25 protein-coding genes are annotated in these 26,328 nt (G+C 68.7%); 16 read left to right on the forward strand and 9 right to left on the reverse strand.

The features are described from left to right. Positions 1-37 precede the first annotated feature (37 nt). Positions 38-1,972 (forward strand): acyl-CoA dehydrogenase family protein, encoded by a 1,935-nt coding sequence (locus tag ABD255_RS28595; RefSeq protein WP_344219402.1) that lies wholly within the window; start codon positions 38-40, stop codon positions 1,970-1,972. Continuing rightward, positions 1,965-2,582, forward strand: coding sequence for a hypothetical protein (locus ABD255_RS28600; RefSeq protein WP_344219404.1), 618 nt, complete (start codon positions 1,965-1,967; stop codon positions 2,580-2,582). The genes ABD255_RS28595 and ABD255_RS28600 overlap by 8 nt, the downstream gene beginning before the upstream one ends. 507 nt (positions 2,583-3,089) lie before the next feature. On the opposite strand, the gene ABD255_RS28605 is transcribed toward ABD255_RS28600, so the two are convergent. Continuing rightward, complete coding sequence (locus ABD255_RS28605) at positions 3,090-5,738, reverse strand: bifunctional FO biosynthesis protein CofGH (protein ID WP_425554550.1); 2,649 nt, start codon at positions 5,736-5,738, stop codon at positions 3,090-3,092. 88 nt (positions 5,739-5,826) lie between these two features. Here ABD255_RS28605 and ABD255_RS28610 point away from each other — a divergent pair, with 88 nt between their 5' ends. After that, positions 5,827-6,375 (forward strand): TetR/AcrR family transcriptional regulator, encoded by a 549-nt coding sequence (locus ABD255_RS28610; RefSeq protein WP_344219408.1) that lies wholly within the window; start codon positions 5,827-5,829, stop codon positions 6,373-6,375. Here ABD255_RS28610 and ABD255_RS28615 read toward each other — a convergent pair. From ABD255_RS28615 to ABD255_RS28625, 3 genes are all read right to left on the reverse strand, one after another. Then, the gene (locus ABD255_RS28615; RefSeq protein ID WP_344219410.1) at positions 6,349-6,870 is read right to left on the reverse strand and encodes a DUF2867 domain-containing protein; all 522 of its coding nucleotides are present in this window, start codon (positions 6,868-6,870) and stop codon (positions 6,349-6,351) included. The two genes, ABD255_RS28610 and ABD255_RS28615, sit on opposite strands and share 27 nt — an antisense overlap. 10 nt (positions 6,871-6,880) lie before the next feature. Next, positions 6,881-7,438: a TetR/AcrR family transcriptional regulator gene (locus ABD255_RS28620; RefSeq protein ID WP_344219412.1), complete on the reverse strand. Its 558-nt coding sequence runs from the start codon at positions 7,436-7,438 to the stop codon at positions 6,881-6,883. 138 nt (positions 7,439-7,576) lie between these two features. Next, a complete protein-coding gene (locus ABD255_RS28625; RefSeq protein WP_344219414.1) occupies positions 7,577-8,830 on the reverse strand; it encodes a glycosyltransferase family protein in 1,254 nt (417 codons plus the stop codon). A gap of 41 nt (positions 8,831-8,871) precedes the next feature. Between ABD255_RS28625 and ABD255_RS28630 the strand changes: the two genes are divergently transcribed. Further along, the gene (locus ABD255_RS28630) at positions 8,872-9,351 is read left to right on the forward strand and encodes a MarR family winged helix-turn-helix transcriptional regulator (protein WP_344219416.1); all 480 of its coding nucleotides are present in this window, start codon (positions 8,872-8,874) and stop codon (positions 9,349-9,351) included. Continuing rightward, positions 9,344-9,805 carry a methyltransferase family protein gene (locus tag ABD255_RS28635; protein WP_344219418.1) on the forward strand — a complete coding sequence of 154 codons (462 nt, stop codon included), beginning with the start codon at positions 9,344-9,346 and terminating at the stop codon, positions 9,803-9,805. The genes ABD255_RS28630 and ABD255_RS28635 overlap by 8 nt, the downstream gene beginning before the upstream one ends. On the opposite strand, the gene ABD255_RS28640 is transcribed toward ABD255_RS28635, so the two are convergent. Then, complete coding sequence (locus tag ABD255_RS28640) at positions 9,789-10,493, reverse strand: transporter substrate-binding domain-containing protein (RefSeq protein ID WP_344219420.1); 705 nt, start codon at positions 10,491-10,493, stop codon at positions 9,789-9,791. The genes ABD255_RS28635 and ABD255_RS28640 overlap by 17 nt on opposite strands. 97 nt (positions 10,494-10,590) lie before the next feature. Between ABD255_RS28640 and ABD255_RS28645 the strand changes: the two genes are divergently transcribed. The 3 genes from ABD255_RS28645 to ABD255_RS28655 are packed head-to-tail and all read left to right on the forward strand — an operon-like array spanning position 10,591 to position 13,210. Further along, positions 10,591-11,250 (forward strand): TetR/AcrR family transcriptional regulator, encoded by a 660-nt coding sequence (locus ABD255_RS28645; protein WP_344219581.1) that lies wholly within the window; start codon positions 10,591-10,593, stop codon positions 11,248-11,250. After that, the gene (locus ABD255_RS28650; RefSeq protein ID WP_344219423.1) at positions 11,247-12,914 is read left to right on the forward strand and encodes an MDR family MFS transporter; all 1,668 of its coding nucleotides are present in this window, start codon (positions 11,247-11,249) and stop codon (positions 12,912-12,914) included. The genes ABD255_RS28645 and ABD255_RS28650 overlap by 4 nt, the downstream gene beginning before the upstream one ends. Continuing rightward, positions 12,911-13,210 (forward strand): thiamine-binding protein, encoded by a 300-nt coding sequence (locus tag ABD255_RS28655; RefSeq protein ID WP_344219425.1) that lies wholly within the window; start codon positions 12,911-12,913, stop codon positions 13,208-13,210. Before ABD255_RS28650 ends, ABD255_RS28655 begins: the two co-directional genes overlap by 4 nt. A 4-nt stretch (positions 13,211-13,214) precedes the next feature. Here ABD255_RS28655 and ABD255_RS28660 read toward each other — a convergent pair whose 3' ends face one another. Beyond that, positions 13,215-13,958: an SDR family oxidoreductase gene (locus ABD255_RS28660; protein ID WP_344219427.1), complete on the reverse strand. Its 744-nt coding sequence runs from the start codon at positions 13,956-13,958 to the stop codon at positions 13,215-13,217. Between the two features lie 99 nt (positions 13,959-14,057). Between ABD255_RS28660 and ABD255_RS28665 the strand changes: the two genes are divergently transcribed. Together ABD255_RS28665 and ABD255_RS28670 are read left to right on the forward strand one after the other, a co-directional pair. Next, positions 14,058-14,912, forward strand: a complete 855-nt coding sequence (locus ABD255_RS28665) for a helix-turn-helix transcriptional regulator (protein WP_344219429.1) — start codon at positions 14,058-14,060, stop codon at positions 14,910-14,912. A gap of 230 nt (positions 14,913-15,142) precedes the next feature. Further along, the gene (locus tag ABD255_RS28670; protein WP_344219431.1) at positions 15,143-16,441 is read left to right on the forward strand and encodes a ThuA domain-containing protein; all 1,299 of its coding nucleotides are present in this window, start codon (positions 15,143-15,145) and stop codon (positions 16,439-16,441) included. Here the strand turns inward: ABD255_RS28670 and ABD255_RS28675 are convergent. Further along, complete coding sequence (locus tag ABD255_RS28675; protein ID WP_344219433.1) at positions 16,410-17,282, reverse strand: bile acid:sodium symporter family protein; 873 nt, start codon at positions 17,280-17,282, stop codon at positions 16,410-16,412. The genes ABD255_RS28670 and ABD255_RS28675 overlap by 32 nt on opposite strands. Positions 17,283-17,378: 96 nt before the next feature. Between ABD255_RS28675 and ABD255_RS28680 the strand changes: the two genes are divergently transcribed. The 3 genes from ABD255_RS28680 (at position 17,379) to ABD255_RS28690 (ending at position 21,064) form a co-directional block, all read left to right on the forward strand. Continuing rightward, a complete protein-coding gene (locus ABD255_RS28680) occupies positions 17,379-18,470 on the forward strand; it encodes a WD40/YVTN/BNR-like repeat-containing protein (protein WP_344219435.1) in 1,092 nt (363 codons plus the stop codon). An 85-nt stretch (positions 18,471-18,555) separates the two neighbouring features. Beyond that, positions 18,556-19,386 carry an endonuclease/exonuclease/phosphatase family protein gene (locus ABD255_RS28685; protein WP_344219437.1) on the forward strand — a complete coding sequence of 277 codons (831 nt, stop codon included), beginning with the start codon at positions 18,556-18,558 and terminating at the stop codon, positions 19,384-19,386. 235 nt (positions 19,387-19,621) lie between these two features. Further along, complete coding sequence (locus ABD255_RS28690; RefSeq protein WP_344219439.1) at positions 19,622-21,064, forward strand: C40 family peptidase; 1,443 nt, start codon at positions 19,622-19,624, stop codon at positions 21,062-21,064. A gap of 264 nt (positions 21,065-21,328) precedes the next feature. On the opposite strand, the gene ABD255_RS28695 is transcribed toward ABD255_RS28690, so the two are convergent. Beyond that, the gene (locus ABD255_RS28695; protein ID WP_344219441.1) at positions 21,329-22,132 is read right to left on the reverse strand and encodes an alpha/beta hydrolase; all 804 of its coding nucleotides are present in this window, start codon (positions 22,130-22,132) and stop codon (positions 21,329-21,331) included. Between the two features lie 45 nt (positions 22,133-22,177). Next, a complete protein-coding gene (locus ABD255_RS28700; protein ID WP_344219443.1) occupies positions 22,178-22,666 on the reverse strand; it encodes an inorganic diphosphatase in 489 nt (162 codons plus the stop codon). Positions 22,667-22,716: 50 nt separating this feature from the next. Here ABD255_RS28700 and dacB point away from each other — a divergent pair, with 50 nt between their 5' ends. The 3 genes from dacB (at position 22,717) to tilS (ending at position 26,306) form a co-directional block, all read left to right on the forward strand. Further along, positions 22,717-24,078, forward strand: coding sequence for a D-alanyl-D-alanine carboxypeptidase/D-alanyl-D-alanine endopeptidase (gene dacB, locus ABD255_RS28705; protein ID WP_344219445.1), 1,362 nt, complete (start codon positions 22,717-22,719; stop codon positions 24,076-24,078). A 91-nt stretch (positions 24,079-24,169) separates the two neighbouring features. Next, positions 24,170-25,264, forward strand: a complete 1,095-nt coding sequence (locus ABD255_RS28710) for a zinc-dependent metalloprotease (protein ID WP_344219447.1) — start codon at positions 24,170-24,172, stop codon at positions 25,262-25,264. A 31-nt stretch (positions 25,265-25,295) separates the two neighbouring features. Beyond that, the gene (tilS, locus tag ABD255_RS28715) at positions 25,296-26,306 is read left to right on the forward strand and encodes a tRNA lysidine(34) synthetase TilS (protein ID WP_425554551.1); all 1,011 of its coding nucleotides are present in this window, start codon (positions 25,296-25,298) and stop codon (positions 26,304-26,306) included. Positions 26,307-26,328: the final 22 nt, after the last annotated feature.

Consider the following 26,328-nt stretch of genomic DNA (forward strand, 5'->3'; position numbering starts at 1 on the left):
TACGCCGCCGTCACCACCGGCGGCATAGGTTTGGTCCATGAGCGCGACGGGCTTGCGGGACTATCTGGACGGGCCGCACAAGGCGGCGAGGGACCTGGTCCGCGACGGGCTGGCGGCGAACGCCGAACTGCTCGACGCCGGGCTGGAGTTGTCGAGGAGCGAGTACCGCGACAAGGTGTTCGACGTCCTGCAGCAGATCACCGCCGAGGGCCACACCGGCCGGGGCTTCCCGAAGGAGTTCGGCGGCCAGGGCGACCCGGGCGGCTTCATCGCCGGGTTCGAGACGCTGGCCTTCGGGGACCTGTCGCTGATGGTGAAGGCCGGCGTGCAGTTCGGCCTGTTCGCCGGCGCGATCCTGCATCTGGGCACCACCCGGCACCACGACGAATACCTGACCGACGCGATCGAAGGCCGGTTGCCCGGCTGCTTCGCGATGACCGAGACCGGGCACGGTTCCAACGTCCAGGCGCTCGGTACGACCGCGACGTACGATCCCGCGACGCAGGAGTTCGTGATCCACACGCCGACCCCGGCGGCGCGCAAGGACTACATCGGCAACGCGGCCCGGCACGGCCGGATGGCCGCCGTCTTCGCCCAGTTGGTCGTCGGCGGCGAGTCGCACGGCGTGCACTGCCTGCTGGTGCCGATCCGGACCGCGGCCGGCGACCCGATGCCTGGCGTGACCCTGACCGACTGCGGCCCCAAGCTCGGCCTGAACGGCGTCGACAACGGCCGCATCGTCTTCGACCGGGTCCGCGTACCCCGTACCGCGCTGCTGGACCGCTACGCCCAGGTGGATGCGGAGGGCAACTACAGCAGCGAGATCGAGAACCCTGACCGGCGGTTCTTCACCATGCTCGGCACGCTCGTCCAGGGCCGGGTGTCGGTCGGCGGCGCCGCGATCAACGCCAGCAAGGTGGCTTTGACCATCGCCGTCCGGTACGCGAACCAGCGCAGGCAGTTCGGTGCGCCCGGGAGCGCCGACGAGTCGCTGCTGCTCGACTACCGGATGCACCAGCGCAGGTTGCTGCCGCTGCTGGCCAAGACCTATGCGCTGCACTTCGCCCAGGCCGAACTGGTCGACGAGTTCGTCCGGATCTTCGCCGGGGACGTGGCCGACAAGTCCGAGCACGACCAGCGCGCGCTCGAAGCCCAGGCGGCAGGGACGAAGGCGCTCGGCACCTGGCATGCCACCGAGACGATCCAGACGTGCCGCGAGGCCTGCGGCGGCGCCGGGTACCTGGCGGAGAACCGGCTGGCCACGCTGAAGGCGGACACCGACGTCTTCACCACCTTCGAGGGCGACAACACCGTCCTGCTGCAACTCGTCGCGAAGGGACTGCTGACGAACTACCGGGAGTCGTTCGGCAAGCTCGACCCGCTCGGCACCGCCCGGTTCATCGCGGCCCAGGCGGTGGAGATCGCGGTCGAGAAGACGGCGCTGCGGACAGTGGTCGAGCTGTTGCGGGACGCGGTCCCGAACAGGAACGACTCCGCCGATCCCGATGCCGGGCTCCGCGACGACGCGTACCACTGCGGCATGCTCCGCTTCCGGGAGGAGCACCTGCTGGCCGGGGTGGCGCGCCGGCTGAAGAAGGGCATCGACGCCGGAGACGAACCCTTCGAGGTGTTCAACCGGTGCCAGGACCACGTGATCGCGGCCGGCCGGGCCCATGTGGACCGCGTCGTGCTGGAGGCCTTCTTGGCCGCGGTACAGGCTGCTCCGGAGGGTTCGGTGCGGGATCGGCTGAAGGAGCTGTACGACCTGCACGCGCTGTCCACGCTGGAGGCGGACCGGGCCTGGTACATCGAGCACGGCCGGTTGTCCGGCCCTCGATCGAAGGCGATCACGGCGCTGGTGAACGAGCTCTGCGGGGTGGTCCGGCCGCACGCGGGGGAGCTCGTGGACGCGTTCGGAGTACCGGGCGCGGCGGTCGATGTGCCGATGGTTGTACCGTCGCAGCATGAGTGAGCCGATTGAGCCCGCGTCGGCCGCCGAGGCCGCCCGCGAACTGGCGAAGGTGCTGCTGGAACAAGCCGACGCTCTGGACCTGCACGACCTGCGGGCCACCACGGCGATCGAGAACGTCCGGGTCCAGGCCCGCGTCCTCGCCGACGCCGTGCACGAGCGGGGCTGGGGTGACATCTTCCTCGGCATCGACTCCTACGATCCCGACGAGCTCGACGACCTGCCGCTGGGCCCGGACGACTTCGACGACCCGAGCGACTACCGCGAGATGGTCGAACGCGGTGAGCTGGACGAGTTGGAGGAGCCGCTGGTCCCCGAGAACGGGATCCGGCTCAGCTACCAGGCGCGGTACGACTTCGTGGTGACCGATCCGGAGGCGTTCATCGCCTACGTCCGTAGCCGCGCCGACGAGGCCCAGAACGACGACGTGATCGAGGACGTCGAGGACGCCCGGTCCGCCTTCGAGCTGCTCGCCTACCTCGACGGCATCGGTTCCAGGGACTACGACGGCCTCGGCCTGAGCCCGGCCGGCGGGGAGGAGTCCCACAAGGTGGTCGAGTTCTCCCTCTGGGACATGGATCCGATCCGCCGGGACGACACCTACCCGTACTGATCCGGCCCACCCGTAGGGCCCACCATTTCCGGTCTGTTCCGGCGCGGAGATTGTTGTTGCTGAAGGCAAGTTCTCCTACCGGCGAGTACGGAAGGTGACACTCTGTATACAGAGCGTTGCCTTAGACAAGATCAATGCAAATGTTTGACCGGGCTGATGGCGGCTCTCCGCCACCCCGTGACAACGTTCTGTTGTCAGCGACGGACGGGTCGCCGACACAGGCTCCAGGCGGTACCGCGACTCCCGTCCGCAACCGGACTGCACCTCCCCTGCCGGTTACGGAATGAGCCGCGAGACCTCCCTCCTTCGGGCCGAACGCCCTCTCGGGGCACAGCAGGACGTCGGCCGTGTCGCCGGGGTGCCGGTCGCCAGTGAGGTGGTGACCGACACCCGACGCGGTCGGCGTTTCTTTTCCCGGCGGGCACTGATGTGATCTGGGGATCAGTGCCCGCCGGGAAAAGCGCACCGCCGTGTCGGGCGGCTGCGTTCCGTCAGGCCAGTGTTCCGTCAGGCCAGTTCGAGTGCGGTGTGGGACGTCTGCACGACCTCGCCGTACGTCGTGGTGCGCTGCCGGGCCGGCCGTCCGGCCGCGGTCGCCATCTGGGTGAGTTCCTCGATCGACTTGCGCGAGCCGTGCTTGGAGCCGGCCATCCGGCTGATGGTCTCCTCCATCAAGGTGCCGCCGATGTCGTTCACGCCGCCGTTCAGTACGGCGACGCACCCGTCCACGCCGAGCTTCACCCACGAGCACTGGATGTTGTCGATCCGGCCGTGCAGCATGATCCGCGCCATCGCGTGCACGGCCCGGTTCTCGTCGTACGTCGGGCCCGGGCGGGCGATGCCGGCCAGGTAGATCGGCGAGTTCGTGTGGATGAACGGCAGCAGCACGAACTCGGTGAAGCCACCGGTCCGGTCCTGCACCGCGGCGATCGTGCGCAGGTGCTGGACCCAGTGGTGCGGGGAGTCGACGTGGCCGTACATCATCGTCGACGACGACGGCAGGCCGACCTTGTGCGCCGTCGAGATGACCTCGATCCAGCTTGCCGTCGGCAACTTCCCCTTGGTCAGGATCCAGCGCACGTCGTCGTCGAGGATCTCGGCCGCGGTGCCGGGGATGCTGTCCAGCCCGGCCTCCTTCACCGAGATCAGGAACTCCTCGATCGACAACCCGGTCCGGACCGAGCCGTTGACGATCTCCATCGGCGAGTAGGCGTGGACGTGCATCTGCGGGACGCGTTCCTTGACCGCCCGGGCCAGGTCCGCGTACGCCGTACCGGGGAGGTCGGGGTGGATGCCGCCCTGCATGCAGACCTCGGTGGCGCCGATCACCCAGGCCTCCTCGGCGCGCTGGGCGACCTCGTCCATCGACAGCGAGTAGGCGTCCGCGTCGGTGCGTCGCTGGGCGAACGCGCAGAACCGGCAGCCGGTGTAGCAGACGTTGGTGAAGTTGATGTTCCGGTTCACCACATAGGTGACATCGTCCCCGACCGTTGCCTTGCGCAAGTCGTCGGCGATCTTCGCGAGCCGGTCCAGCGCCGGACCCGTTGCCGTCATCAACGTCAACGCCTGCGCGTCGGACAGGCCGGCCGGATCCCGCTCAGCGGCAGCAAGAGCGGCCTTCACCTCGGCGTCGATCCGCTCCGGCGCACCTGCTCCGCCGGCGGGCGCTTGCCCGGCGCTGCCGCCCGGCGCGGTCGCCGCCGCCTCCGCGGCGCGGCGTGCCGCGACGTCTTCGCGGAGTACGTCCCAGTCGCCGTAGGCCGCGTCGAAGTCCGAGCGGGTCTCGGTCCGGCGTCCCTCGGTGTCGATCGCGGTGTGCAGATCAGTGCGCCCGGCCCCTGACTTATACACGTCCCACCCGCCGTCCGGCTCCTGCCAGGGCAGCCCCTTCGGCATCGCGCCCTCGTTCGCCAGGCCCGTCGCCGGGTCGGCCAGCGCCTCGACGTGCGAGATCAGCCGCGGGTCGAGCCAGGGCTCCCGCAGGTACTCCGGGTGCGCGGTGAGCCTTTCCCGCAAGGTGAAGCCGGCATCGGCGGTCACCTTGGCCAGGTCGTCGATCTGCGGCCAGGGGCGCTCGGGATTCACGTGGTCCGGGGTCAGCGGGGAGACGCCGCCGAAGTCGTCCACGCCGGCGTCGAGCAGTTTGCGGCACTCCGTGAGGTCCACCAGGTTCGGCGGGGCCTGCACCCGCATCCGCGGGCCGAGCACGATTCTGGTCACGGCGATCGCGGCCAGCCACTCGTCCAGCGGTACGTCGGCGTCGTTGCGCATCGCCGTGTCCGGCTTCACCCGGAAGCCCTGGATGATGACCTCCTGGATGCCGCCGTACTGACGGGCGATCCGGCGCAGCGCGAAGATCGAGTCGGCGCGCTCCTCGAGGTTCTCGCCGATCCCGATCAGCAGGCCGGTGGTGAACGGGACGTTCGAGCGGCCCGCGTCCTCCAGCACCCGGAGCCGGATCGCCGGGTCCTTGTCGGGGGAGCCGTAGTGTGGCTGGCCCTTCTCCTCGAACAGCCGCCGCGAGGTGGTCTCCAGCATCGTGCCCATGCTCGGCGCGACCGGCTTCAGCCGCTGGATGTCCTGCCAGGACATGACTCCCGGGTTCAGGTGCGGCAGCAGCCCGGTCTCCTCGAGCACGCGGATCGCCATCGCGCGCACGTAGTCGAGGGTGCTGTCGTAGCCGGCCTCCTCGAGCCACGTCTTGGCCGCGTCCCACCGGTCCTCGGGAGCGTCGCCGAGGGTGAACAGCGCCTCCTTGCAACCCAGTGCGGCGCCCTGGCGCGCGATCTCGAGCACCTCGTCAGGACCCAGGTACGGCGAGTGCACGCGGCCCGGGGTGGTCGCGAACGTGCAGTAGTGGCAGCGGTCCCGGCACAGCCGGGTCAGCGGGATGAACACCTTCTTCGAGTACGTGACGATCCCGCTCCGGCCGGCGTCGGCCAGTCCCTGGTCCCGGACCCGGGCGGCGGTCGCCATCAGCGAGCCGAGGGCGTCACCGGAGGCGGACAACAGGACCTCGACCTCGGCCGGGTCCAGCGTCTTGCCGTCGTCGGCGCGCTTCAGGGCGCGGCGCATGGCGGTGCTGAGCGGGGTCTGCGGGGGAGTGGCTGAGCGCTGTTCGGGTTCGGTCACGACGACGAGCGTATGTCGCCACATGAGCCGATCGGACCGAATTCCGGGGGCAAAAACAAGTAGTACGTCTGTCCTGGTAGTTTGCCGTTTGCCCAGGTGAGGAGGGCTTTCGATGGCAGTTCGGGTGGACGGACGGCGAGTCCGGGGGCGGTTGCGCCGGACGGAGTTGCTGACCGCGGCGCTGGCGGTGATCGAGCGTGACGGGGTCGCCGGCGTGAGTCACCGGGCGGTCGCGGCCGAGGCGGGGGTGTCGCTCGCGTCGACGACCTACCACTTCGCGACGCTGGACGACCTGCTCGTCGCAGCGCTGACCTGGGCCGCCGAAGACCTGACGGCCGAGCTCCAGGAACGCGTCAACGAACTGGGCGCCCGCCCGGCCGACGAACTCGCTCGGCTGATCGAGCACTGCCTGGTCTACCGCCGCGGACGCACGCTGGCGGAGTACGAGTTGTATCTGTTGGCTGCTCGTCGCCCGGCACTCCGCGAGGCAGCGGCCGCCTGGCTGGAGCCGCTCACCGAGATCGCCAGGAACTTCACCACCGACCCGCACAAGGCGAGCCTCTTGGTGGCCGCACTGGACGGCATCCTGCTGCAGTCCCTCATCGGCGCCCGCCCGTACAACCACGCCGACTTCTCAGCGCTCTTGACCCACCTTCGCTGACCGAGTGAGGCCGGCGCGGATCATCGCGCGGACCACTACGTGGTGGAAGGGCCGGATGGCGGCGAAGTACAGGCGGCCGGTCTTCTGGTGGAAGTGGACGAGCGTGACGATCTTGAAGTCGCGTTGGGGTGCGGTGTCGTCCGCCACGATGAAGGCGAGGTAGGCGGTCAGGTGCTTGTCCTTCATGCCGAGCAGCAGATAGTGGTGCTCTTCGCCGCGGATCACCTTGAAGAAGGACAGGTCGTCGCCCGGGGTGAAGCTGACGTCCGCCGGGCGGATCTCGTCGGTCGGCGGCATGCCGGCCATGTCCAGGCGGAGGAGCCTGGCGAAGAGGATGCGGACGGCGTACAACGACTTGATCCAGCCGGGCTGGTAACCGACCGCGCCCGCGATCAACTCGCGCAGGGTGACGGTGCCGGTCGCGGTCTTGAGGTCGACGACGTCGGCGGTGGGGATCAGGTCGTCGAGTTCGGGTAGGTCGGTGCGGACCGGCATCGGAACTCCTTCAGTCGAGGAGCGACTCGCCCGTGGCCAGTCGCAGGGTCATCGCGTAGAGCTCACGGAGTTCGCTGCTCGGGAGCGGGGGAAGCACCTGCTCGGCGCCGATCAGAATCAGATAGAGCAATCTGGCCAGGCGATCGGGGTCGTCGACCTGCTTGCTGTCGAGGCCCCGGCAAAGGCGCTGGAGGTACTGGGTGCGGGTGTGGTCCACCCGCTCCTGCGCGGCGCGCGCCTCGGCGTCCTGCAAGGCCCACGCCCGTACCGCGATCTCGAGCTGAACCTTCGCGTCGTCCGCCAGGACCAGGTCGAGTAGTCGCTTGAGCTTGGTGGCGGCATCCGCCTCGGGCTTCTCCTCGACGGTGTCGATCAGCCGGGCCGTGAACTGCGCTTCGAAGTACTCCAGCAATGCTGTCCGGAAACCGCCCGCGCCCTTGAAGTGGTGGTAGTACGAGCCCTTGCTCAAGCCCATCCGCTCGGTCAACCGCTCGATCGTCAACGCCGGCGCGCCTTCCTCCGCCAGCACCGTCAACCCGGCCTCAAGCCAATCCGCCCGCGTCACCATGCCGCGACCGTACCATACTGTTTGGTATGGATCAGTTCGCGGGGACTTGGATTCAGGCGTCGGCGGTGGTGAGGCTGGTGGCCTCCGCGCCGGTGATCAGCTATGCAGTTCTACTGCGGCGACCGTGAAGCGAGTCACTCAGAGTTGCTGGGCGATGGTCTGCGCGGCCTCCGCCGGGCCGTCGACGGCGGCGTAGAACTTTTGGATTCGTTCGGCGGCTTCCAGGTGGGCGCGGTTGCCGAGCATGCCGGCCGCGAGGGCGGGGAGGTTGGCGGACGGGGCGGCGTGGCGGGCGGCGCCGAGGCGTTCGACCAAGGCGAGGTTGAGGTCCTGCTCGATGTGGAGCGGGATCCCGAGCAGGGGCGTGCCGGCGGCCATCGCCGTCTGGACGCTGCCTTGGCCGCCGGTGGTGATCGCGAGGTCGACCTGCGGCATCACCAAGTGGCTGGGGAGCACGCCTTCGATCATGATCCGGTCGGTGGCGAGGTCGTTGAGATCGTGGATGGTGCCGGCCACCAGCATGCGTACGTCGAGGCTGCTGAGCGAGGCGATCGCGGCGCGAACCTGGGCGGCTGGAGTGGAGGTCATGGCCAGGTAGACGGTGGGGCCCGGCCGGTCGAGGAACTCTTGCACCCGGTCGGGCAGCGGGATGTTCAGGTGGGCGAACAGCGGTCCCACGCTGGTGAGGCGGGAGTCGGGGCGATAGCCGACCGTGTGGGCGGGAGTCCAGGCGGCGAGTTCGGCCGCCGAGACGCCAAGGACTTCGGGCACCTCCGGCACCAGTGAGAGATCGCCGAGCAGGAGGGCGGAGAGGCTGGGAACACCTTCTGCGCCTAGCGATTCGGCCACGCGGTTGAAGCCACCGCAGTAGCCGGTGGTGCGATTCGCGGTGCGGTTGATGAGGAATCGGCTGAGCCAGCCGGGTGCGTGCTTGAGTCGCGGATCCACGGGATGAGTCGGTGCCGGCAGCAAACGTCGCTCGAAGACCGGCGGCACGAAGCTTCCCGCGTGTTCGGTGACGAGCCGTACTCCGGCAAGCCGCGTCGACAGCAATGTGGTCAGCGTGAATCCCGTGACCGCGACCGTGATCCCGTGTGCTGTGAAGTACTCCACCTCCGCCTGCACGTAGGTGTGGATCTCGGCGTCGGAGTACATGCTCTGGCGTGGATCCCCGAGCCCGATCGCCGACGCGACGAACGTGGCCGCTCTCTCCGGCGTGATGCCTGGACCGAGTACGTCGTACGGGATGCCGGCGTCGGCAAGCAGGCGCTCGTGCGGGCCGCCGTGGGTCGCGACGCGGACGGGGAGGCCGAGGTCGGCCAGGGCGCGGTGGATCTCGATCATCCGCGACGTCTCGGACAGGTAGGCGCAATGCGGCAGTAGGCAGATCACGGTGGTTGCCCCCTTCGATGGTGATAGGTAATATATTGCCTATGTCGCCCAGGAACAAGACCGGAGACCTGCTCGGAATCGGCGCCGGCTCGCGGTTGGAGCCCTCGATCCGGGCCTTCCGTACCGCCCTGACGCTCGCCCAGAAGTTGCGCTACGCGATGGATGACCGGCTTCGCGCGGACGGGTTGACCACCCAGCAGGCGGCGTTGATCACCGTCGTGTCGGCGATGGGCAAGCCCTCGCTGGCGGAGGCGGCCGCGGCGCTGGGAAGTACTCACCAGAACGTCGCGCAGATCGTCGCGGCCCTGGTCCGCAAGGAACTCCTGCAGGTCGAGGCGGATCCGGCGGACAAGCGTCGCAAGTTGCTGTCAGCAACGAATCGGAACGAGGGCTACTGGAAGGAGCGTGACGAGGGTGACCATGCGGCCGTCGCCGGCTGGTTCGGGGATCTGAGCCCGGCCGAACTGAAGACCTTCTGCGAACTGTCCGACCGGGTGATCGCCAGGCTCGACGATGCTTAAGGCGGCGCTCGGCAGTACGGCGTTCTTCTTCGCGGCGCCCTGCGTGGTCGCGGGACTGATCCCGTGGTGGATCAGCGACTGGTCCGAGCCGCGGTTCTGGCCGGCGCTGCTGCTGATCGCGGCCGGGGTGGTCGTCTTGCTGCGCGCCTTCCTCCGCTTCGTCCGGGAAGGCCGCGGGACGCCGGCGCCGATCGCGCCGACCGAGCAGTTGGTGATCGGCGGCGACTACCGCTTCGTCCGCAACCCCATGTACGTCGGGGTGGTGGCGACGGTGCTCGGTCAGGCGCTGCTCTTCCTCGACCTCTGGTTGCTCGCGTACGCAGTACTGGCGTGGGCGGTGATGGCGTCGTTCGTCCGGTGGTACGAGGAGCCCGTACTGCGGCGGCGCTACGGCACGCAGTACGAGGAATACTGCAGGACCGTGCCGGCCTGGCTGCCTAAGGTGCGACCGTAGCGTCGGACTGGCCGGCGGTGCGGAGGGACTCCGCGACGAACCCGTTCGCCTTCAGTTCCTCGACCACGTCCCGCAGGAACTGAACGGTCTGGGGCTGCCGGTCCTTGGTGGTCCCGACCGCCTGCTGGATCTGCATGAACCGCTCGTCGATCAGGCGCACGTCGTCGTTCGCCGCGACGAAGGCGGCGATCGGCTGCCGAATCCCTGCCGCTGCGTCGAGCCCCTCGGCGCGGAACACGTCCACGCCTTCCACTCCGCGCACCACCGTCGCGTGCTCGAGAGTGCGGGTCAGGAACAGGTCGTATGCCGAACCCTGCTTCACCCCGATCCGTACGCCCGCGCTGTCCACCTCGGCAACAGTGGTCAGCGCCGAGTCCGTCGGTACGGCGTACACGCCCTCGATCACGACGTACGGCGCGGTGAAGGCGACCTCGGCCTCCCGGGCGGGGTCGATCGCCAGGAAGCAGAGGTCCGCGTTGCCCTCCGTCATCGCCTCGAACGACTTCCGCGCGGCGTCGAAGCAGACGAACTCCACCGGTACGTCCAGTCGCGCTGCGATCTCCCGAGCCAGGTCCACCGTGATGCCGGTGGGCGCGTCGGGGGTGCCCTGGGCCAGGACCGGATTGCCGAGGTTGATCGAGGCGCGCAGCACGCCGGTCGGAGCCAGGTCCGCGGAGAGGGAGGTCATGAGGCCCGAGCGTAGTGCGCGACCGTGGATGCAGTTCTGCAAAGTTGCACGAATATTAATTTGCACTCACTGCAAGTTCATCTATCGTGGAGGGGTGATGCAAGCCGAGGAGAGCCCACCGACCGGGCGGCGTGAACGCAAGAAGCGGGAGACCCGGCTGGCGCTGACCGCGGCGGCGCTCCGGCTGGCGCTGGAGAAGGGGCCGGACAACGTCACGGTCGAGGAGATCAGCGAGGCCGCCGACGTCTCGGTGCGGACCTTCTTCAACTACTTCTCGCACAAGGAACACGCCATCCTCGGCCGCGATCCGGACGACCTCGCGCTGGCGTTGCGCCGGGTGCGCGAAGCGCCGGCCGGCCAGTCGCCGTTCACCACGATGCGGATGATCGTCGCCAAGGTGCTCGACGACCTCGAGGACGTCGAGAAGCACGAGACCGCCATCTCGCAGCGGATCGACCTGCTGATGCGGTCGCCGAACCTGCTGGCCCAGTTCGTCGTGCTCAGCGCCGAGGACGAGCGTGAGCTCGCCGCCGCGCTGGGCGCGCGGATGGGGGAGCCACCCGGATCGCCCCGGCCGAAGCTGATCGTCGGCGCCACCACGATGGCCGTCCGGGTCGCGATGGAGCAGCGCAGGGCCGGCTCGGACCGGTCGCTGCGTCAACTCGTCGACGAGGCGTTCCTCCTCTTCGCCGACGGCCTCGACCCCGCATTCGACAAGACCAGTCTCGACAGAACCGACCAGGAAGGTCAGGAATGACAACGACCTCTTCGCCCTCTCCGGCCGAACCGGCTGGAGTCGAGGCGGACGTCCTCACCGCCGACGTCGAGACCGGGCAGATCGCCCAGCTCACGCCGCGCCAGACCATCCAGGCCATCTCCGGCCTGATGATGGGCATGTTCGTCGCGATCCTGGCCGGCACCGTGGTGTCGACCGCGCTGCCGCGGATCATCGCCGACCTCGGCGCCAGCCAGTCGTCCTACACCTGGGTGATCACCCTGGAGTTGCTCGCGATGACGGCCACCGTGCCGTTGTGGGGCAAACTGGCCGACCTCTACAACAACAAACTGCTGGTCCAGCTGTCGCTGGGCTTCTTCGTGATCGGCTCGATCGTCGCCGGCTTCGCCCCGAACATCGAGGTACTGCTGGGCAGCCGGGTCCTGCAGGGCCTGGGCGCCGGTGGTCTCACCGCCCTGGTGCAGATCGTGATGGCGGCGATCATCCCGCCGCGCGAGCTCGGCCGGTACTCCGGGATCTTCGGCGCCATCTTCGCCTCGGCGACCGTCGGCGGGCCGTTGCTCGGCGGCTTCCTGGTCGACTCGCCGCTGGGCTGGCGGGCCTGCTTCCTGGTCGGCGTGCCGTTCGTGCTCGCGGCGATCGTGCTGCTGCAGCGCACGCTGAAGCTGCCGACCGTCCGGCGTGAGGTGAAGATCGACTGGTGGGGCGCGTTCCTGATCACCGCCGGCGTGAGCACCCTGCTGGTCTGGTCCTCGTTCGCCGGGAGCAAGTTCGAGTGGGCGTCCGGCTGGAGCTTCCTGCTGGTCGCGGTGGCCCTGGTGGCGCTCGGGGCGGCCGTCATGGTCGAACGCCGGCACCCTGAGCCGATCATCCCGATGGACCTGTTCCGCAACCGCACGGTGACGCTCGCCATCGTCGCCAGCGCGCTGGTCGGGGTGGCGATGTTCGGCGGCTCGGTGTTCCTGGCGCAGTACTTCCAGATCGCGCAGGGCTACACGCCGACCAAGGCCGGCCTGATGAGCCTGCCGATGATCCTGGGCATGATGGTCGCGTCCACCATCGCCGGTGGACTGATCACGAAGTACGGCAAGTGGAAGATCTACCTGGTCGTCGGCAGCATCCTGATGCCGATCGGGCTGGCCCTGTTCGGCACGATCGACGCGCACACCGGCAAGGTGATGCTGTGGGCCTTCATGGTCGTTCTCGGCGTCGGGCTCGGCCTGGTGATGCAGAACCTGGTGCTCGCCGCGCAGAACGACGTACCGGCGCGGGAGTTGGGCGCGGCCACCTCGGCGGTGAGCTTCTTCCGCAGCATGGGCGGCACCATCGGGGTCAGTGTGCTGGGCGCGATCCTGGCCAACAAGGTCACCGAGACGCTGAACCCGGGCGGTGCCTCGTCCGGTGGCAGCAACGCGGTCCCGAACATCTCGGAGCTGCCGGAGCAGGCCCGGACGGCCGTCGAGAACGCGTACGCCGCGGCGACGGCGGACCTGTTCATGATGTCGGTGCCGTTCGCGGTACTCGCGCTGGTCGCGGTGCTCTTCATCAAGGAGAAGGCACTGCTGACGACCTCTGGGTCCGAGCGGATGGCCGAAGAGGCGGCGGCCCAGAGCGCGGTCGGGGACACGGTTGGGGAGACGGTCCAGGACGACGGCAAGGGCAGGGCTGGCAAGCTGGACGCATGATCGTTGCCTTCAGTATCAGCCCGGCCGCCGGGGACGAGACCGGTGGCGTGAGCGAGGCGGTCGCCGAGGCGATCCGCGTCGTTCGCGCCTCCGGCCTGCCGAACGAGACCAACGCGATGTTCACCAACATCGAGGGCGAGTGGGACGAGGTGATGGCGGTGGTGAAACAGGCCGTCGACGCCGTCACCGCCGTGTCGCCGCGGGTCGGGCTGGTGCTCAAGGCGGACATCCGCCCCGGCTACACCGGCCAGCTCGCCGCCAAGGTCGAACGGATCGAGCAGGCCCTGTCCGACTAGTCCCTCAGTGGCTGTTGACTGCGGCAACAGTCTGGGCGAGGCGGTTCTCGCGTTCGGCGTCCCGGAGGAAGCCGACGCGCTGGACGGTCACCTCGGTGACGTCCGGCTGCTCCGCGAGGATGCTCATCGTCTCGCTGAGGTAGTCCTCCACCGGCATCGCGTTGTCGTTGTCCTGCTGGTTCATCAGCGTGGTCTGGACGGCCGGCGGGATCAGCTCGATCACCTGCACGGGCGTGCCGGCCAGCTGGATCCGCAGGCTCTGCGTGTAGCTGTGGATGGCGGCCTTGGTCGCGTTGTACGTCGGCGTGATGGCCAGCGGCACGAACGCGAGACCCGACGACACCGTGAGGATCACCCCGTCCTGCCTGCCGGCCAGGTACGGCGCGAAGCGGGTGAGCACGCGGATCGTGCCGAGCAGGTTGGTGGTGATGGTCGCCTCGGCCGTCGCGAGGTGGCCGGGGTCCAGCAGGTTCTCGGGCTGCATGATGCCGGCCATCGTGAGAACCGCGTTCAGCTCCGGATACTTGGCGGTCACCTCGTCGAAGGCGGCTTCGACCGACTCGGGGTCGTCGACGTCGAGCAGGACGGTGTCGATGCCCGCGTGCTCGGTCGCGATCCGGTCGAGCAGTTCCTTGCGCCGCCCGCCGATGATCACCTTGTTGCCGAGATCGTGCCAGCGCAGCGCCAGCCCCAGCCCGAGACCCGAAGTACCGCCGGTGACGAAGATCGTGTTGTTTGTCGTTTTCATGTCTCCAGGTTTGGGCAGATCGGGCGGGGCAACCAGGCTCGGCTCAACCACTGCTCACTGAGCAGTGGCTAACGCCCGCGGCTGCTGAAGAATGGAGGCATGGACTACCGGGAGCTGTCGGACTTCCTGCGCAAGCGCCGCGAGGCGGTGCAGCCGGAGGACGTCGGCCTGCCCCGCGGCCGCCGGCGCCGTACTCCGGGCCTGCGGCGCGAGGAGGTCGCCGCTCTCGCTGTCATGTCCGCGGACTACTACAGCCGGTTGGAAGGCGGGCGTGGACCGCAGCCGTCGACGGAGATGCTCACGGCGATCGCCCGGGCGCTGCGGCTGACCCTGGACGAGCGGGACCACCTCTACCTCCTCGCTGGGCACGGCATCCCGCCGCGAACGACCGGTGGCGACCACGTGAATCCCGGCCTGCTCCGGATCATCGACCGGCTGGTGGACACGCCCGCGCAGGTCATGAACCGGCTCGGCGAGACGCTGGTGCAGACACCGGCGGACGTCGCCTTCGAGGGTGAGTTGACGAATTTCGAGGGTCTCGAACGCAGTGCGATCCATCGGTGGTTCCTCCGCGCCGGCGAGAAGGACCGCTACGCCGAAGATGCGGCCCGCGCCACCCACAGCCGGATGCTGGTGTCGATGCTGCGGTCGGCGTACGCCGTGGACGGGGCGAAGTCGCGGGCCGGGAATCTCGTGCGGGCGCTGCTGGACGGCAGCCCGGAGTTCGCCGAGTTGTGGGCGGCGCACGAGGTGGGGATCCGGCACAGTGGGACCAAGCGGTTCCTGCATCCGGCCGTCGGTGCCTTGGAACTGCACTGCCAACTGCTGGACGACCAGCAGCAGCAACAGACTCTGCTGGTCTTCACGGCCGCGCCCGGAACCGAGAGCGCTGAGAAGTTGCGGCTTCTCGGTGTGCTCGGTCAGCAGCGGCTCGAGACGGTCCCGGCCGACTGAGCTGTCGGCTTTCCGCCAGTGGCGGAAACTACCTCGGGCTGCGGAAGAACCGGAGTGGGAAAGGGCTTTCTGGCGTCTGGACAGGAGTTGGGTCGGAGGTTAATTTAAGCCCTGAAATTTCTCTGAGTGATCTGTCCATGACTAAGGGGATTCGCCTGTTCGGCGACTACAACCGGACCGGCAAGTTGCACCGCCACCGGTAGTACCCCCTCACGGAAGGACCCGCCCCCATGCTTTCCGACCGCAAAAGTCCGATCGCCCGATTACTGGCGTTGCTCGTCCTCGCCTGCCTGTGCCTGACGTCCGGGAGCGCGTTCGCTCGCGAGGCGCGGCAGGACAAGGCTGACGCCACCTTCAACGTGCTGGCGTTCTACAGCGCGAGCTGGGACGCCGCGCACATCGACTTCGCGAAGGAGGCGAACCAGCGGTTCCCGCAGTTCGCCGCCCAGAACGGCTTCACCTACACCGCCACGAACAACTGGGACCAACTGAACAACCTCAGCGCTTCGCAGTACCAGGTGGTGATGTTCCTGGACGACTCGCCGCACACCTCGGCGCAGCGGGCCGGGTTCCAGCGGTACATGGACAACGGTGGTGCGTTCTACGGGTTCCACGTCGCGGCGTACAACGATGCCGGCAGCAACTGGCCCTGGTTCAACCAGACCTTCCTTGGCACCGGCCGATTCGCCCGCAACACCTGGGGGCCGACCGCGGTCACGCTGAAGGCCGAGAACCGCTCGCACCCGTCACTGGTGAACACGGCCGCGACGTTCCGCTCGTCGGTGAGCGAGTGGTACAGCTGGCAGAACGACCTGCGGGCCAACCCGAACATCCAGATCCTCGCCTCGATCGACCCGTCCAGCTTCCCGGTCGGCACCGACCCGGCGCAGACCTGGTACAGCGGCTACTACCCGATCGTCTGGACGAACAAGAACTACAAAATGATCTACGCCAACTTCGGCCACAACGCGATGAACTACGAGACCAACACCCGGCTCTCGTCGACCTTCGACAGCGCGGCGCAGAACCAGTTCCTGATGGACTCGCTCAAGTGGCTCGGCGGTGGCGGCGGCACCGTCCCTCCGGTCGACCAGCCGGTGCCGACCACGTGGTACTCGGTCGCCAACAAGGGCACCAACAAGTGCGTCGACGCCCGCGCCGCCGGGACCGCCAACGGCACGGTGATCCAGCAGTACAGCTGCAACTCCTCGCAGGCCCAGCAGTTCCAGTTCCAGCCGACCTCGGACGGGTTCACCCGGGTGAACAACCGCAACGACGCCACCAAGGTGATCGACGTGACCGGAGTGTCCTCAGCCGACAACGCCGGGCTTCAACTGTGGACCTACAGCAACGGCACCAACCAGCAGTGGCGCGCCGTCTCCGAGGGAAGCGGCTACTTCCACTTCGTCAGCCGCCTGAGCAACAAGTGCCTGACGGTCCCCGGCGGCTCCACCGCCGACAGTGTCCAACTGGTCCAACTGACCTGCGACAACTCCGCTACACAGTCGTTCCGACTCGCCGCCGGCTGAGGTAGAAGGCGAAGATCGCGGTCGGGATGAACATGACGATGCCGTAGACGGCGACCGGGATGGACATCTCGCTGTTGTTCAGCAGGGATGGGCTGAGAGCGATGGTGAGCGCCAGGGTGGCGTTGTGGATGCCGATCTCCATCGAGCAGGCGATGGACTGGCGCTCACCGAGCTTGGCCAACCTCGGTACCGCGTAGCCGAAGGCGAGGCTGAGCACGTTCAGCAGGACCGCGACCACGCCGACCGCGGCCAGGTAGTCGAGGACGTTGTCCCGCTCGCTGTAGATGGCGGCGAAGATCACCAGCACGAGCACCACGATCGAGCCGAGCTTCACCGGCCGGGTCATCCGCTCGGCGAACCCGGGCCGCTTGTTCCGCAGCAGCATGCCGAGCGCGACCGGGACCAGCACGATCGCGAACACCTGCAGCATCTTCGCCGGTTGCAGGCCGATCTGGCCGTCGCCGAGGAAGTGGTTCAGGGACAGGTTGACCACGATCGGCAGGGTGATCACCGCGAGCACCGAGTTCACTGCGGTCAGGGTGACGTTGAGCGCGACATCACCGCCGGCCAGGTGGCTGAAGAGGTTCGCGGTGGTCCCGCCGGGCGACGCGACCAGCAGCATCATCCCGACGGCCAGCGCCGGAGCCAGGTCGAACAGCTTCACCAGGCCGAAGCAGATCACCGGCAGCAGGAGCACCTGGGTGCCCAGCGCAACCAGTACGGCGCGCGGCATCCGCAGCACGCGGGTGAAGTCGGCGATGGTCAGCGTCAGGCCGAGGCCGAGCATGATGATCGCGAGTGCGATCGGCAGCAGCACCGACGTGAGCACTGAGTCATTCATCCGCGGCTCCTTTGAAATGGGTGCTCAGAGTGACAGTGGCACGAGGTGGCGGCAAGACCTCGTGTTCTGTCCGTTACGTGTATTACGTTGCCGCTCATGAAGACCCTGCGCATCGCCGCGCTCGCGGCTGGAGTCCTGCTGGCCATGTCCCAACTAGCGCCTGCCCAGGCGGTGACGACCGGCGGCGGGCACCACGAGCCGAAGTACGAGTGGGACCTGAAACCGACCGGGAGCGCATCGCAGTTCCGCGGGCTGGCAGCGGTGAGCAAGGACGTCGCCTGGGTCGCCGGCAGCGCGGGACAGGTGCTGCGGACGGTCGACGGCGGCAAGAGTTGGGAGAACGTCAGCCCGCCCGGGCAGACCCTGCTGTTCCGCGACGTCGAGGCGTTCGACGCGAAGCGTGCGGTGATCCTGGCCATCGGCAACGGTGAGGACTCGCGGATCTTCCGGACGGCGGACGGCGGTAAGACCTGGGCGGAGACCTTCCGGAACACCGACCCGGTTGCCTTCTACGACTGTCTGGACTTCAACAACAGCCGGTCGGGGCTGGCGCTGAGCGACCCGGTCGACGGGAAGTTCCGGATCGCGGCGACCTCCGACGGCGGCCAGTCGTGGAAGATCCAGCCGACCGCCGGGATGCCGGCGGCGCTGCCGGGTGAGTTCGCCTTCGCGGCCAGCGGGACCTGCCTGGTCGCCGGACCCGGCCGGACCGCGTGGTTCGCGACCGGCGGTGGCGATCGGCCGCGGGTGTTCCGGACCTCGGACGGTGGCCGGTCGTGGAAGGTGACCGACTCGCCGATGGCCAGCGGCGAGGCCGCCGGCATCTTCAGCCTCGCGTTCCGCGGATCGCTGCGCGGCGTCGCCGTCGGCGGCGACTTCCTGAAGCCGACCGAGGCGATCAAGGCCGCCTCCGTCACCAACGACGGCGGCCGCAGCTGGAAGCTGGTCCCGGCGGACCAGGCGCCGAAGGGCTATCGCAGCGGATCGGCCTTCGTGCCCTGGTCCCTCAAGACGGTGGTTGCCGTCGGCCCGTCGGGGAGTGACGTGAGCTACGACGGCGGCTGGAGCTGGACACAGTTTGACGCCGGCAACTACGACAGCGTCGAGTGCGCCGGACACGGCTCCAAGGCGGCATGCTGGGCTTCGGGTCCGAAGGGCGCGGTCGCACGGCTGGCCGTCGATCGGTAATTCGCGACCCGTTGATCCGCTTATTCAGCTGGGCGACACCCTGTGATTACTGACCCCGCCCCACCATCCCGGTCAGGATGAGGGCATGCGCAAACTTCCGAAGCGGGTACTGGCCACCGTCGCGGGGCTGCTGATGGTGCTGCCGACGGCGGCCGCCGCGCAGGCGTCCCAGACCGACAACCGGCCGGGCCGGCCGCTCAAGGTGATCACCTACAACATCCACCACGGCGCGGGCACCGACGGCGTGCTCGACCTCGAGCGGATCGCGCTGGTGATCGAGAGGTCCGGTGCCGAGGTGGTCGGCCTGCAGGAGGTCGACAACCACTGGAGCGAGCGGAGCAAGTGGGTGAACCAGCCGGCCTGGTTCGCCACTCGGCTGAAGATGCACTACGCGTACGCGGCGAACCTGGACCTGCCGCCGCTGAACCCGGGTGAACCGCGTCGCCAGTACGGGACGGCGGTGTTGTCGAAGTACCCGATCAAGGACTTCGAGAACACCTTGCTGCCGCTCTACCCGACGGGCGAGCAGCGCGGGCTCGCGGTCGCCACGATCAAGGTCCGCGGGGTGGACCTGCGGTTCGCCAACACCCACCTGACGTCGAACAACAACGCCGAGCGGCTGGAGCAGTCGAAGAAGGTGGTCGAACTGCTGGCCGGCTCGAAGACCGCCACCATGCTCGTCGGCGATCTGAACGCCCGGCCGACCGCGCCGGAGATCACCACCCTGACCCAGGTCTGGCGCGACACCTGGCCTGAGGTCGGCGTCGGCCCGGGCTACACGATCGAGGCGGACAACCCGACCGCGCGGATCGACTACATCTTGCACTCGGCCGCTGTTCGGCCGACTGCCGCCGAGGTGATCAGCACCAACGGCTCCGACCATCTCCCGCTCGTCGGCAGTTACGTCCTGCGGTAAACCCCGTCAGCCACACCGGCCGGCGTCCACCTCTCGGGGTGGGCGCCGGTTTTTGGTGCGCGCGAATTACAAGCTTGTAGTTTGTCAAGCCGACACGCAGGTGAAATAAAGTTATTAGTGTGAAAGGTGTTCCCAATGGGGCTGTAGGCAACTAGTGTCGCGTATGTGGTCCAGATGGACCAAAGGTTCGCGAAGCCTGGGGAAGGGTTTCGCGACTGGCGGAAGGAAGTACCCGATGCGGACGCCCACGGGGGTTACGTCCGGCAAGCGGGACACGGGCACTGGGAAGACCGGTAGAGCGCTGCTCTCCGGGGTGCTCGCGGTCTCTCTGGCCGGCACCATGACCCTGATCTCCGTTCCGGCCCAGGCGGATCCCAAGCCGCCGGTCATCCCGTCCCAGTCCGCCGTCGACGCCGCCAGGAAGGCGGCCGCGGCGAAGGCCGCCCAGGTGGCCGCGATCGAGCAAGAACTCGCTGCCGCCGGCAACCGTCTCGAGCAGCTCGGGATGGAGTCGGGCAAGGCCGCCGAGCTCTACAACGGCGCGATCTACCGGCTCGCGCAGGCCAAGGCCGAGGCCACGGCCGCGGCGCAGCGGGCAGCCAAGGCCGAGCGGACGCTGGCCGGTCAGCGCCGGCAGATCGGCCGGTTCGCGGCGGCGTCGTACCAAGGTGGTGGCGAGCTGGCCAAGCTCGGTCCGCTGTTCACCGCGGAGGGCCCGCAAGAACTACTCGAGTCAGCCGGTACTGCGCACTCCGTGTCCCAGGCGATGCAGGGCTCGTACCTGCGGTTCACCGCGACCCAGGTGGTCAGCAACGCGTTCAAGCTGCAGAAGCAGCAGGCCGTCGTCAAGGTGAAGGCGGCCAGTGACGAGGCGGCGAGGGCGAAGGCGAAGGCCGAGGCCGCGGAAGCTGCCCAGGCTGCGGCGGTGACGTCGATCGGAGTACAGCGCAAGCAGCAGATCGCGCAGCTCGCGACGCTGCGGAACACTTCGATCCAGGTCGCTGAGCAGCGGCAGCGGGGGCTCGAGGAGCTCGCTCGGCAGCGGGCCGCGGCGTTGGCCGCGAAGAAGGCAGAGGAGCTGCGCAAGCGGATCGCCGCTCGGGAGGCCGCGGATCGGGCACGGGAGGCTGCTGCTGACCGTGCGCGGGAGGCGCGCGAAGCTCGCGAGGCGGCTGCGAGGGCGGCGCGCGAGGAGCGGAACAGCCAGAAGCAGAGCGGTGGCAACAAGCAGAACGTCGGCAAGAAGAAGCCGCCGAAGAGCAAGCCGGATCGCGGTGGCAAGGGCAACGATGGCGGCTCCGGGCGCAACTCGCGCGGCGCCCGGGCTGCTATCGACTTCGCTCTGTCGCAGCTGGGCGACATGTACCTGTGGGCCGCGGCCGGTCCCGACCGCTGGGACTGCTCGGGCCTGACAATGGCCGCCTGGAAGCGGGCTGGGGTGTCGTTGCCGCACTACAGCGTCGCGCAGTACGACCAGACCAAGCGGATCTCGGAGGACGAACTGCGACCCGGAGACCTGATCTTCTGGGCTGAGACCGACGGTGATCCGGGCTCGATCTTCCACGTCGCGATGTATCTCGGCGGCGGCCGGATGGTGCACGCGCCACGCACCGGCAAGCCGGTCCGGATCGACAGCGTCTACTACTGGGAAACCCCTGACTACTTCGGCCGCCCTTGAGTTGCGGGACGGTGCCAGTGATGAATCGATTGCGCAGCCGGGCGGTGTTCGCGTCCGTGAGGTCGTTGGTCCGCCAGCCCAGCAGACGTCGCGATCCGGTCCGGGAGTCTCCTTCAGCAGACTGCCCACCGAATCAAACAGACCGTTCCGAATCGGTTTCGGCTTCTTCGCCGGCACCCGGGGGCGAGGCGGCGACTTCGTACTCGTTGATTGGCTGGTAGGGCGGTTCAGACGGTCGCGATAAGTCGGTTCTGGAGTGCCGCCTTACCAGCGGGTGGTCGTTTCGGCGCGGGTGGTGGTGAGGGTTGGGTTGTTGGCGGGGCAGTGGGTGTTCGGGGCGGGGAGGGTCAGCGAGAGGAAGTAGTTGTCGGCTGCTGCGCGGGTGCAGGCGGTCCGGTGGTAGATGGTGTGGCCGGCGCCTTCGTAGGTGACGAGCTCGGCGCCCTTGCCCAGTTGGCGTTTCGCGTTGAGGGCCCAGGCGTAGCCGGTGGCGGGGTCGTGGAGGCCGTTCATCATCAAGATGGTCGGCGCGTCGCGGACCTCGAGCCGGTGCTGCGGGTTGTTGACCTTGCCGGGCCAGCCGATGCACTGCGTCATCGACTGCAGCGCGAGCACCGACACCCGCATCCGCGGCGCCACCTCCAGGCTCGCCCGGTACATCGCGTCCAACTCCGTGTAGCTCCGCACCGGCAGCGACCAGTCCTGGCAGAACTGCGGCCGCACATCCTCCACCAGTTCCCCAACCCCCCGTACTGCGGGACGCCGGGCGCCGGGGAGTGTCGCGAGCTCGGCCCGGGCGGTGCGGAGTACTGCTGAGGCGGTGCCACTGTGCAGGGAGCTCAGGAGCTGTCCGAGCTGCACCCAGCGCGGGCGGTTGAAGTAGAACTGAGTGACGTCGAGCAGGTCCCACGTGCCGACTGTGGTGCCGTCGGACGGGTCCACCAGAGTCCCGGCGTCTGCCTTCGCCAGGAGTTCGGCGTACACCTTGGAGACGTCCTGGCCGTGCAGGGCGCAGTTGGCGCTCTGGTCGCACCAGTCAGCGAACTGCTGGAACGACGCAGTAACCATCACCGCATTTGCATCAACCTGCAGGTGCCGGCGCGGGGGTGGGAACTAGTGCGGGTGGGTCTTGAGGCGTTCGAAGGAGGCGGTGATTTCGGCCTCGGCGTCGGCTCGGCCGACCCAGGTGGCGCCTTCGACGGACTTGCCGGGCTCCAGGTCCTTGTAGACCTCGAAGAAGTGCTGGATCTCCAGGCGGTCGAACTCCGGCACGTGGTGGATGTCGCGCAGGTGCTCCTGGCGCGGGTCACCTGCCGGGACGCAGAGGACCTTGTCGTCGGGGCCCTTCTCGTCCGTCATCCGGAACATGCCGATCGCGCGGGAGCGGATCAGGCAGCCGGGGAAGGTCGGCTCGGGCAGCAGGACCAGGGCGTCCAGCGGGTCGCCGTCCTGGCCCAGGGTCTCCTCGATGAACCCGTAGTCGGACGGGTACTGAGTGGCCGTGAACAGGGTGCGGTCGAGCCGCAGCCGGTTCGTCACGTGGTCCAGTTCGTACTTGTTGCGGGTGCCCTTGGGGATCTCGATGAAGACGTCGAACTCCATACGGCAGATACTGTCACGGTTCTCACCGTCGAACTGACAGGAGTGCCCCGGTGTCCCGTCCTCCCCGTGCGGTCTTCGTCACGCTGCTGACCGCAGGCGTGCTGGCAGGCCTGGTCAGTGGAGCACAAGCTGCACCCGGTTCGTCGCAGCAAGCCACCAGTACTACGGCCGCGCCGCTGGTCCTCCCGCCCGCGAAGGCGGAGGGCGTCGCGCCCACGGCGGCCGGAGTACAGAAGGCCATGGCGGCTGCTCTCAAGGACCCGTCGCTCGGCAAGCACTTCGGCGCCTACGTGTACGACGCGTCGCGCGGCAAGCCGGTCTTCTCGGTCGGGACGGCCAAGCCGTTCGTCCCGGCGTCCACGATGAAGCTGCTGACCACAGTGGCTGTGCTCGAGGCGCTAGGCCCCGACCACCGGTTCACCACGAAGGTGGTCCGCTCGGGCCCGGCCTCGATCGTACTGGTCGGAGGCGGCGACCCGTTGCTGACCGTGAAGCGACCGACCGACCCCACGAGCTTCCCGACTCGCGCCACGCTCCAGGACCTAGCAGCCAGTACTGCGAAGGCGCTGCTGGCGGAGGGGGTCCGCACAGTCACCCTCTCGTACGACGCCAGCCTGTTCACCGGGCCGGCCGCCAACGCCAAGTGGCAGCCGAACTACCTCACCGAGGGCATCGCCGCCCGGACCTCCGCGCTCTGGGTCAACCAGGGCCGGCTGACTCCGGGGATGGCGAAGCGGGCCGACTCCCCGGCTCTCGCGGCGGCGACCTCCTTCGCGGCTCAGCTCCGCGCCGTCGGGATCAAGGCGGCTGGGCTCAAGCCGGCAGTAGCGGATCCGGCGGCGAAGCCTGTTGCCCAGGTCAACTCGGCGTCGCTCGGGGACCTGGTGGAGCACGTGAACCTGCACAGCGACAACGACGGCGCGGAGGTCCTGCTGCGGCACGTGGGCCTGGCAACCGACAACGGTGGCTCCTACGCCGGGGGCATCAAGGGACTCGGCACGACTCTCACCAAGCTGGGCATCGACGTCACCAGGGCTCGGTTCGAGGACGGTAGCGGGCTGTCGAGGACCAACCAGGTGCCGCTCGACGTACTGGCCGGAGCGGTCCGAGTGGCGGCTTCTCCCGACCACCCGAAGTTGCGGCACCTCATTACCGGCCTCCCGATCGCTGGGTTCAACGGGAGTCTGGACGGCCGGTTCGCCGGGCCTGGGACCGCTACGGGTACCGGATTCGTCCGGGCGAAGACGGGCACGCTCACAAGCGTCCACTCGCTCGCAGGACTGGCTCGGAGCCGCTCAGGCACCCTGCTGGTCTTCGCTGTGGCGACTGACAGCTCACCGCCCGCCAAGGCACTCGCCGCCCGTGCAGCCCTGGACAGGGCGACCGCGGCCCTCGCCGCCTGCGGCTGCTGACCCGCCGCACGCAGTACCGCGGGCGCCGGCTGAGGCGCGGAGTCGGACCCGTTGGCGGGCGCATGTTGGGACATGCCACTAGGGTCGACATATGAGTACGGCGGAGGGTAATACCGCGGCTGACATGGTCGACTGGCAGTTGGCGACGGGAGTGGCGCGCAAGCTGCTCCGGCCCGGGCCTGCGGTCAGTCGCGCGGAAGCGGACCAGGTAGTTGCCGAGCTGCGGCAGTTCGCCGCCGATTCAGAGCATCACGTGCGCGACTTCACCGGGCTGCAGGCGACGTCCGCCACGGCCCCGGTGGTGATCGTGGACCGGCCCGGCTGGGTGCAGGCCAACGCGGACGGGTTCCGCACCGTGCTGCAGCCGCTGGCGGACAAGCTGCGGGAGAAGCAGGAGAACGCCGGCGGGCTGTCGTCCGCGGTCGGCTCCCGCGTCACCGCGATCGAGGCCGGCGCACTGCTCGCTTTCCTCTCTTCCCGGGTGCTCGGGCAGTTCGACCCGTTCTTCCCGTCCGTGCCCGACCCGGAGCGCCCGCACCTGACCGGGCGGCTCCTGCTGGTCGCGCCGAACGTGATGCACGTGGAGTCCGAGCTCGGCGTCGTACCGCGGGACTTCCGGCTCTGGGTCTGCCTGCACGAGGAGACCCACCGGGTGCAGTTCACGGCGGTGCCGTGGCTGCGAGACCACCTGCGATCCGAGATCGCGCTGTTCCTGGACCAGGCCGAGCTGGACGCCTCGGCGTACGCGGCGATGTTCCGTGAGGCCGTGCAGCGGCTGGGGCGGTCGGTGAAGGGTGAGGCGGAGCTGAGCCTGGTCGACCTGATGCAGTCGCCGGAGCAGCGCGCGGTGCTGGACCGGCTGACCGCGGTGATGTCGCTGCTGGAGGGCCACGCGGACTTCGTGATGGACGGGGTCGGGCCGAGCGTGATTCCGACCGTCGACACGATCCGGTCCAAGTTCACCTCGCGCCGGACCAGCGGCAACCCGCTGGACCAACTGCTGAAGCGCCTGCTCGGCCTGGACGCCAAGCTGCGCCAGTACCAGGACGGAGCCGCCTTCGTCCGGCGGGTGGTCGACCAGGTCGGCATGGAGGGCTTCAACCGGGTCTGGACCGGCCCGAACACCCTGCCGACCAAGCACGAGATCGCCAACCCCGATGCCTGGGTCACCCGACTCCACGGCTGAGCCGGCACCCGCAGGCTCAGCACAACCGGCCGTGACCGCGGTCGAGGCGGAGGTGGAGGAGCGGCGGGGCCGGCTGCATCCGGCGGTCGCCAGGGTCCGCGAAGCAGTCCGTACTGCGCTCGCCGAGCTTCCGCGTGAGACCACAGTCCTCGTAGCCTGCTCCGGCGGCGCAGACTCGCTTGCACTGGCCGCGGCGACCGCCTTCGAAGCCCCCAAGCTCGGGCTGCGCGCAGGCGCGGTCATCGTCGATCACGGACTACAAGCGGACTCAGCCCACACCGCCGAGATCGCCGCCGACCAGTGCCGATCCCTGGGCCTTGACCCGGTGCAGGTGCGCGCAGTCGAGGTCGGCACCGAGGGCGGACCCGAGGGAGCCGCCCGAACCGCCCGGTACGACGCCCTGCGAGACGCAGCCGACGAGTTCGGCGCAGACGTCGTCCTACTCGCCCACACCCGGGACGACCAGGCTGAGACGGTCCTGCTCGGCCTGGCCCGTGGTTCAGGCGCCCGCTCGCTCGCGGGAATGGCCCCGATGGCGGGGCTGCTCCGACGCCCCCTGCTCGAAGTCCCCCGAAGTGCGACGGCCGCTGCCTGCATCGCGTCGGGCCTGCGCCCGTGGCACGACCCGCACAACGACGACCCGACGTACCGGCGGGTCCGGGTGCGGCACGAGGTGCTGCCGATCCTGGAGGAGGCCCTCGGGCCGGGTGTAACAGAGGCCCTGGCCCGTACGGCGGGTCTGCTCCGGGCCGACGCGGACGCCCTGGACGCCCTGGCCGCGGACCTGGCGGAGACCTCCGTACGCCGTACTGGTGACGAGGTGCTCTGCGACGTCGGCATGCTCGAGGCGGAGCCGGCCGCACTGCGCACCCGGGTGCTCCGGCAGGCCGCGCTGGAAGCCGGGTGCCGGTCCACGGATCTCACCGCCGGCCACGTCGCCGCGGTCGACGAACTCGTCACGGACTGGCGCGGGCAGCGCTGGATCGACCTGCCGCAAGGGGTCCGGGCGCTGCGCCGGGCCGGATTCATCGTCCTGCGCTGAGGGTGTGCCAGGTCACCACCCG

The sequence above is a fragment of the Kribbella sancticallisti genome, assembly GCF_039530625.1.
GTDB classification, from domain to species: Bacteria; Actinomycetota; Actinomycetes; order Propionibacteriales; family Kribbellaceae; genus Kribbella; species Kribbella sancticallisti.

Coding starts and splice junctions, on each gene's coding strand:
- ABD255_RS28665 (WP_344219429.1), top strand. CDS start 14,058: ATGGACTACCGGGAGCTGTCGGACTTCCTGCGCAAGCGCCGCGAGGCG.
- ABD255_RS28710 (WP_344219447.1), top strand. CDS start 24,170: ATGAGTACGGCGGAGGGTAATACCGCGGCTGACATGGTCGACTGGCAG.
- ABD255_RS28640 (WP_344219420.1), bottom strand. CDS start 10,493: ATGACCTCCCTCTCCGCGGACCTGGCTCCGACCGGCGTGCTGCGCGCC.
- ABD255_RS28695 (WP_344219441.1), bottom strand. CDS start 22,132: ATGGTTACTGCGTCGTTCCAGCAGTTCGCTGACTGGTGCGACCAGAGC.
- ABD255_RS28620 (WP_344219412.1), bottom strand. CDS start 7,438: ATGGTGACGCGGGCGGATTGGCTTGAGGCCGGGTTGACGGTGCTGGCG.
- ABD255_RS28630 (WP_344219416.1), top strand. CDS start 8,872: ATGTCGCCCAGGAACAAGACCGGAGACCTGCTCGGAATCGGCGCCGGC.
- ABD255_RS28655 (WP_344219425.1), top strand. CDS start 12,911: ATGATCGTTGCCTTCAGTATCAGCCCGGCCGCCGGGGACGAGACCGGT.
- ABD255_RS28675 (WP_344219433.1), bottom strand. CDS start 17,282: ATGAATGACTCAGTGCTCACGTCGGTGCTGCTGCCGATCGCACTCGCG.
- ABD255_RS28690 (WP_344219439.1), top strand. CDS start 19,622: ATGCGGACGCCCACGGGGGTTACGTCCGGCAAGCGGGACACGGGCACT.
- ABD255_RS28685 (WP_344219437.1), top strand. CDS start 18,556: ATGCGCAAACTTCCGAAGCGGGTACTGGCCACCGTCGCGGGGCTGCTG.
- ABD255_RS28605 (WP_425554550.1), bottom strand. CDS start 5,738: ATGTGGCGACATACGCTCGTCGTCGTGACCGAACCCGAACAGCGCTCA.
- ABD255_RS28680 (WP_344219435.1), top strand. CDS start 17,379: ATGAAGACCCTGCGCATCGCCGCGCTCGCGGCTGGAGTCCTGCTGGCC.
- ABD255_RS28615 (WP_344219410.1), bottom strand. CDS start 6,870: ATGCCGGTCCGCACCGACCTACCCGAACTCGACGACCTGATCCCCACC.
- ABD255_RS28600 (WP_344219404.1), top strand. CDS start 1,965: ATGAGTGAGCCGATTGAGCCCGCGTCGGCCGCCGAGGCCGCCCGCGAA.
- ABD255_RS28610 (WP_344219408.1), top strand. CDS start 5,827: ATGGCAGTTCGGGTGGACGGACGGCGAGTCCGGGGGCGGTTGCGCCGG.
- ABD255_RS28700 (WP_344219443.1), bottom strand. CDS start 22,666: ATGGAGTTCGACGTCTTCATCGAGATCCCCAAGGGCACCCGCAACAAG.
- ABD255_RS28595 (WP_344219402.1), top strand. CDS start 38: ATGAGCGCGACGGGCTTGCGGGACTATCTGGACGGGCCGCACAAGGCG.
- ABD255_RS28670 (WP_344219431.1), top strand. CDS start 15,143: ATGCTTTCCGACCGCAAAAGTCCGATCGCCCGATTACTGGCGTTGCTC.
- ABD255_RS28650 (WP_344219423.1), top strand. CDS start 11,247: ATGACAACGACCTCTTCGCCCTCTCCGGCCGAACCGGCTGGAGTCGAG.
- ABD255_RS28635 (WP_344219418.1), top strand. CDS start 9,344: ATGCTTAAGGCGGCGCTCGGCAGTACGGCGTTCTTCTTCGCGGCGCCC.
- ABD255_RS28660 (WP_344219427.1), bottom strand. CDS start 13,958: ATGAAAACGACAAACAACACGATCTTCGTCACCGGCGGTACTTCGGGT.
- ABD255_RS28645 (WP_344219581.1), top strand. CDS start 10,591: ATGCAAGCCGAGGAGAGCCCACCGACCGGGCGGCGTGAACGCAAGAAG.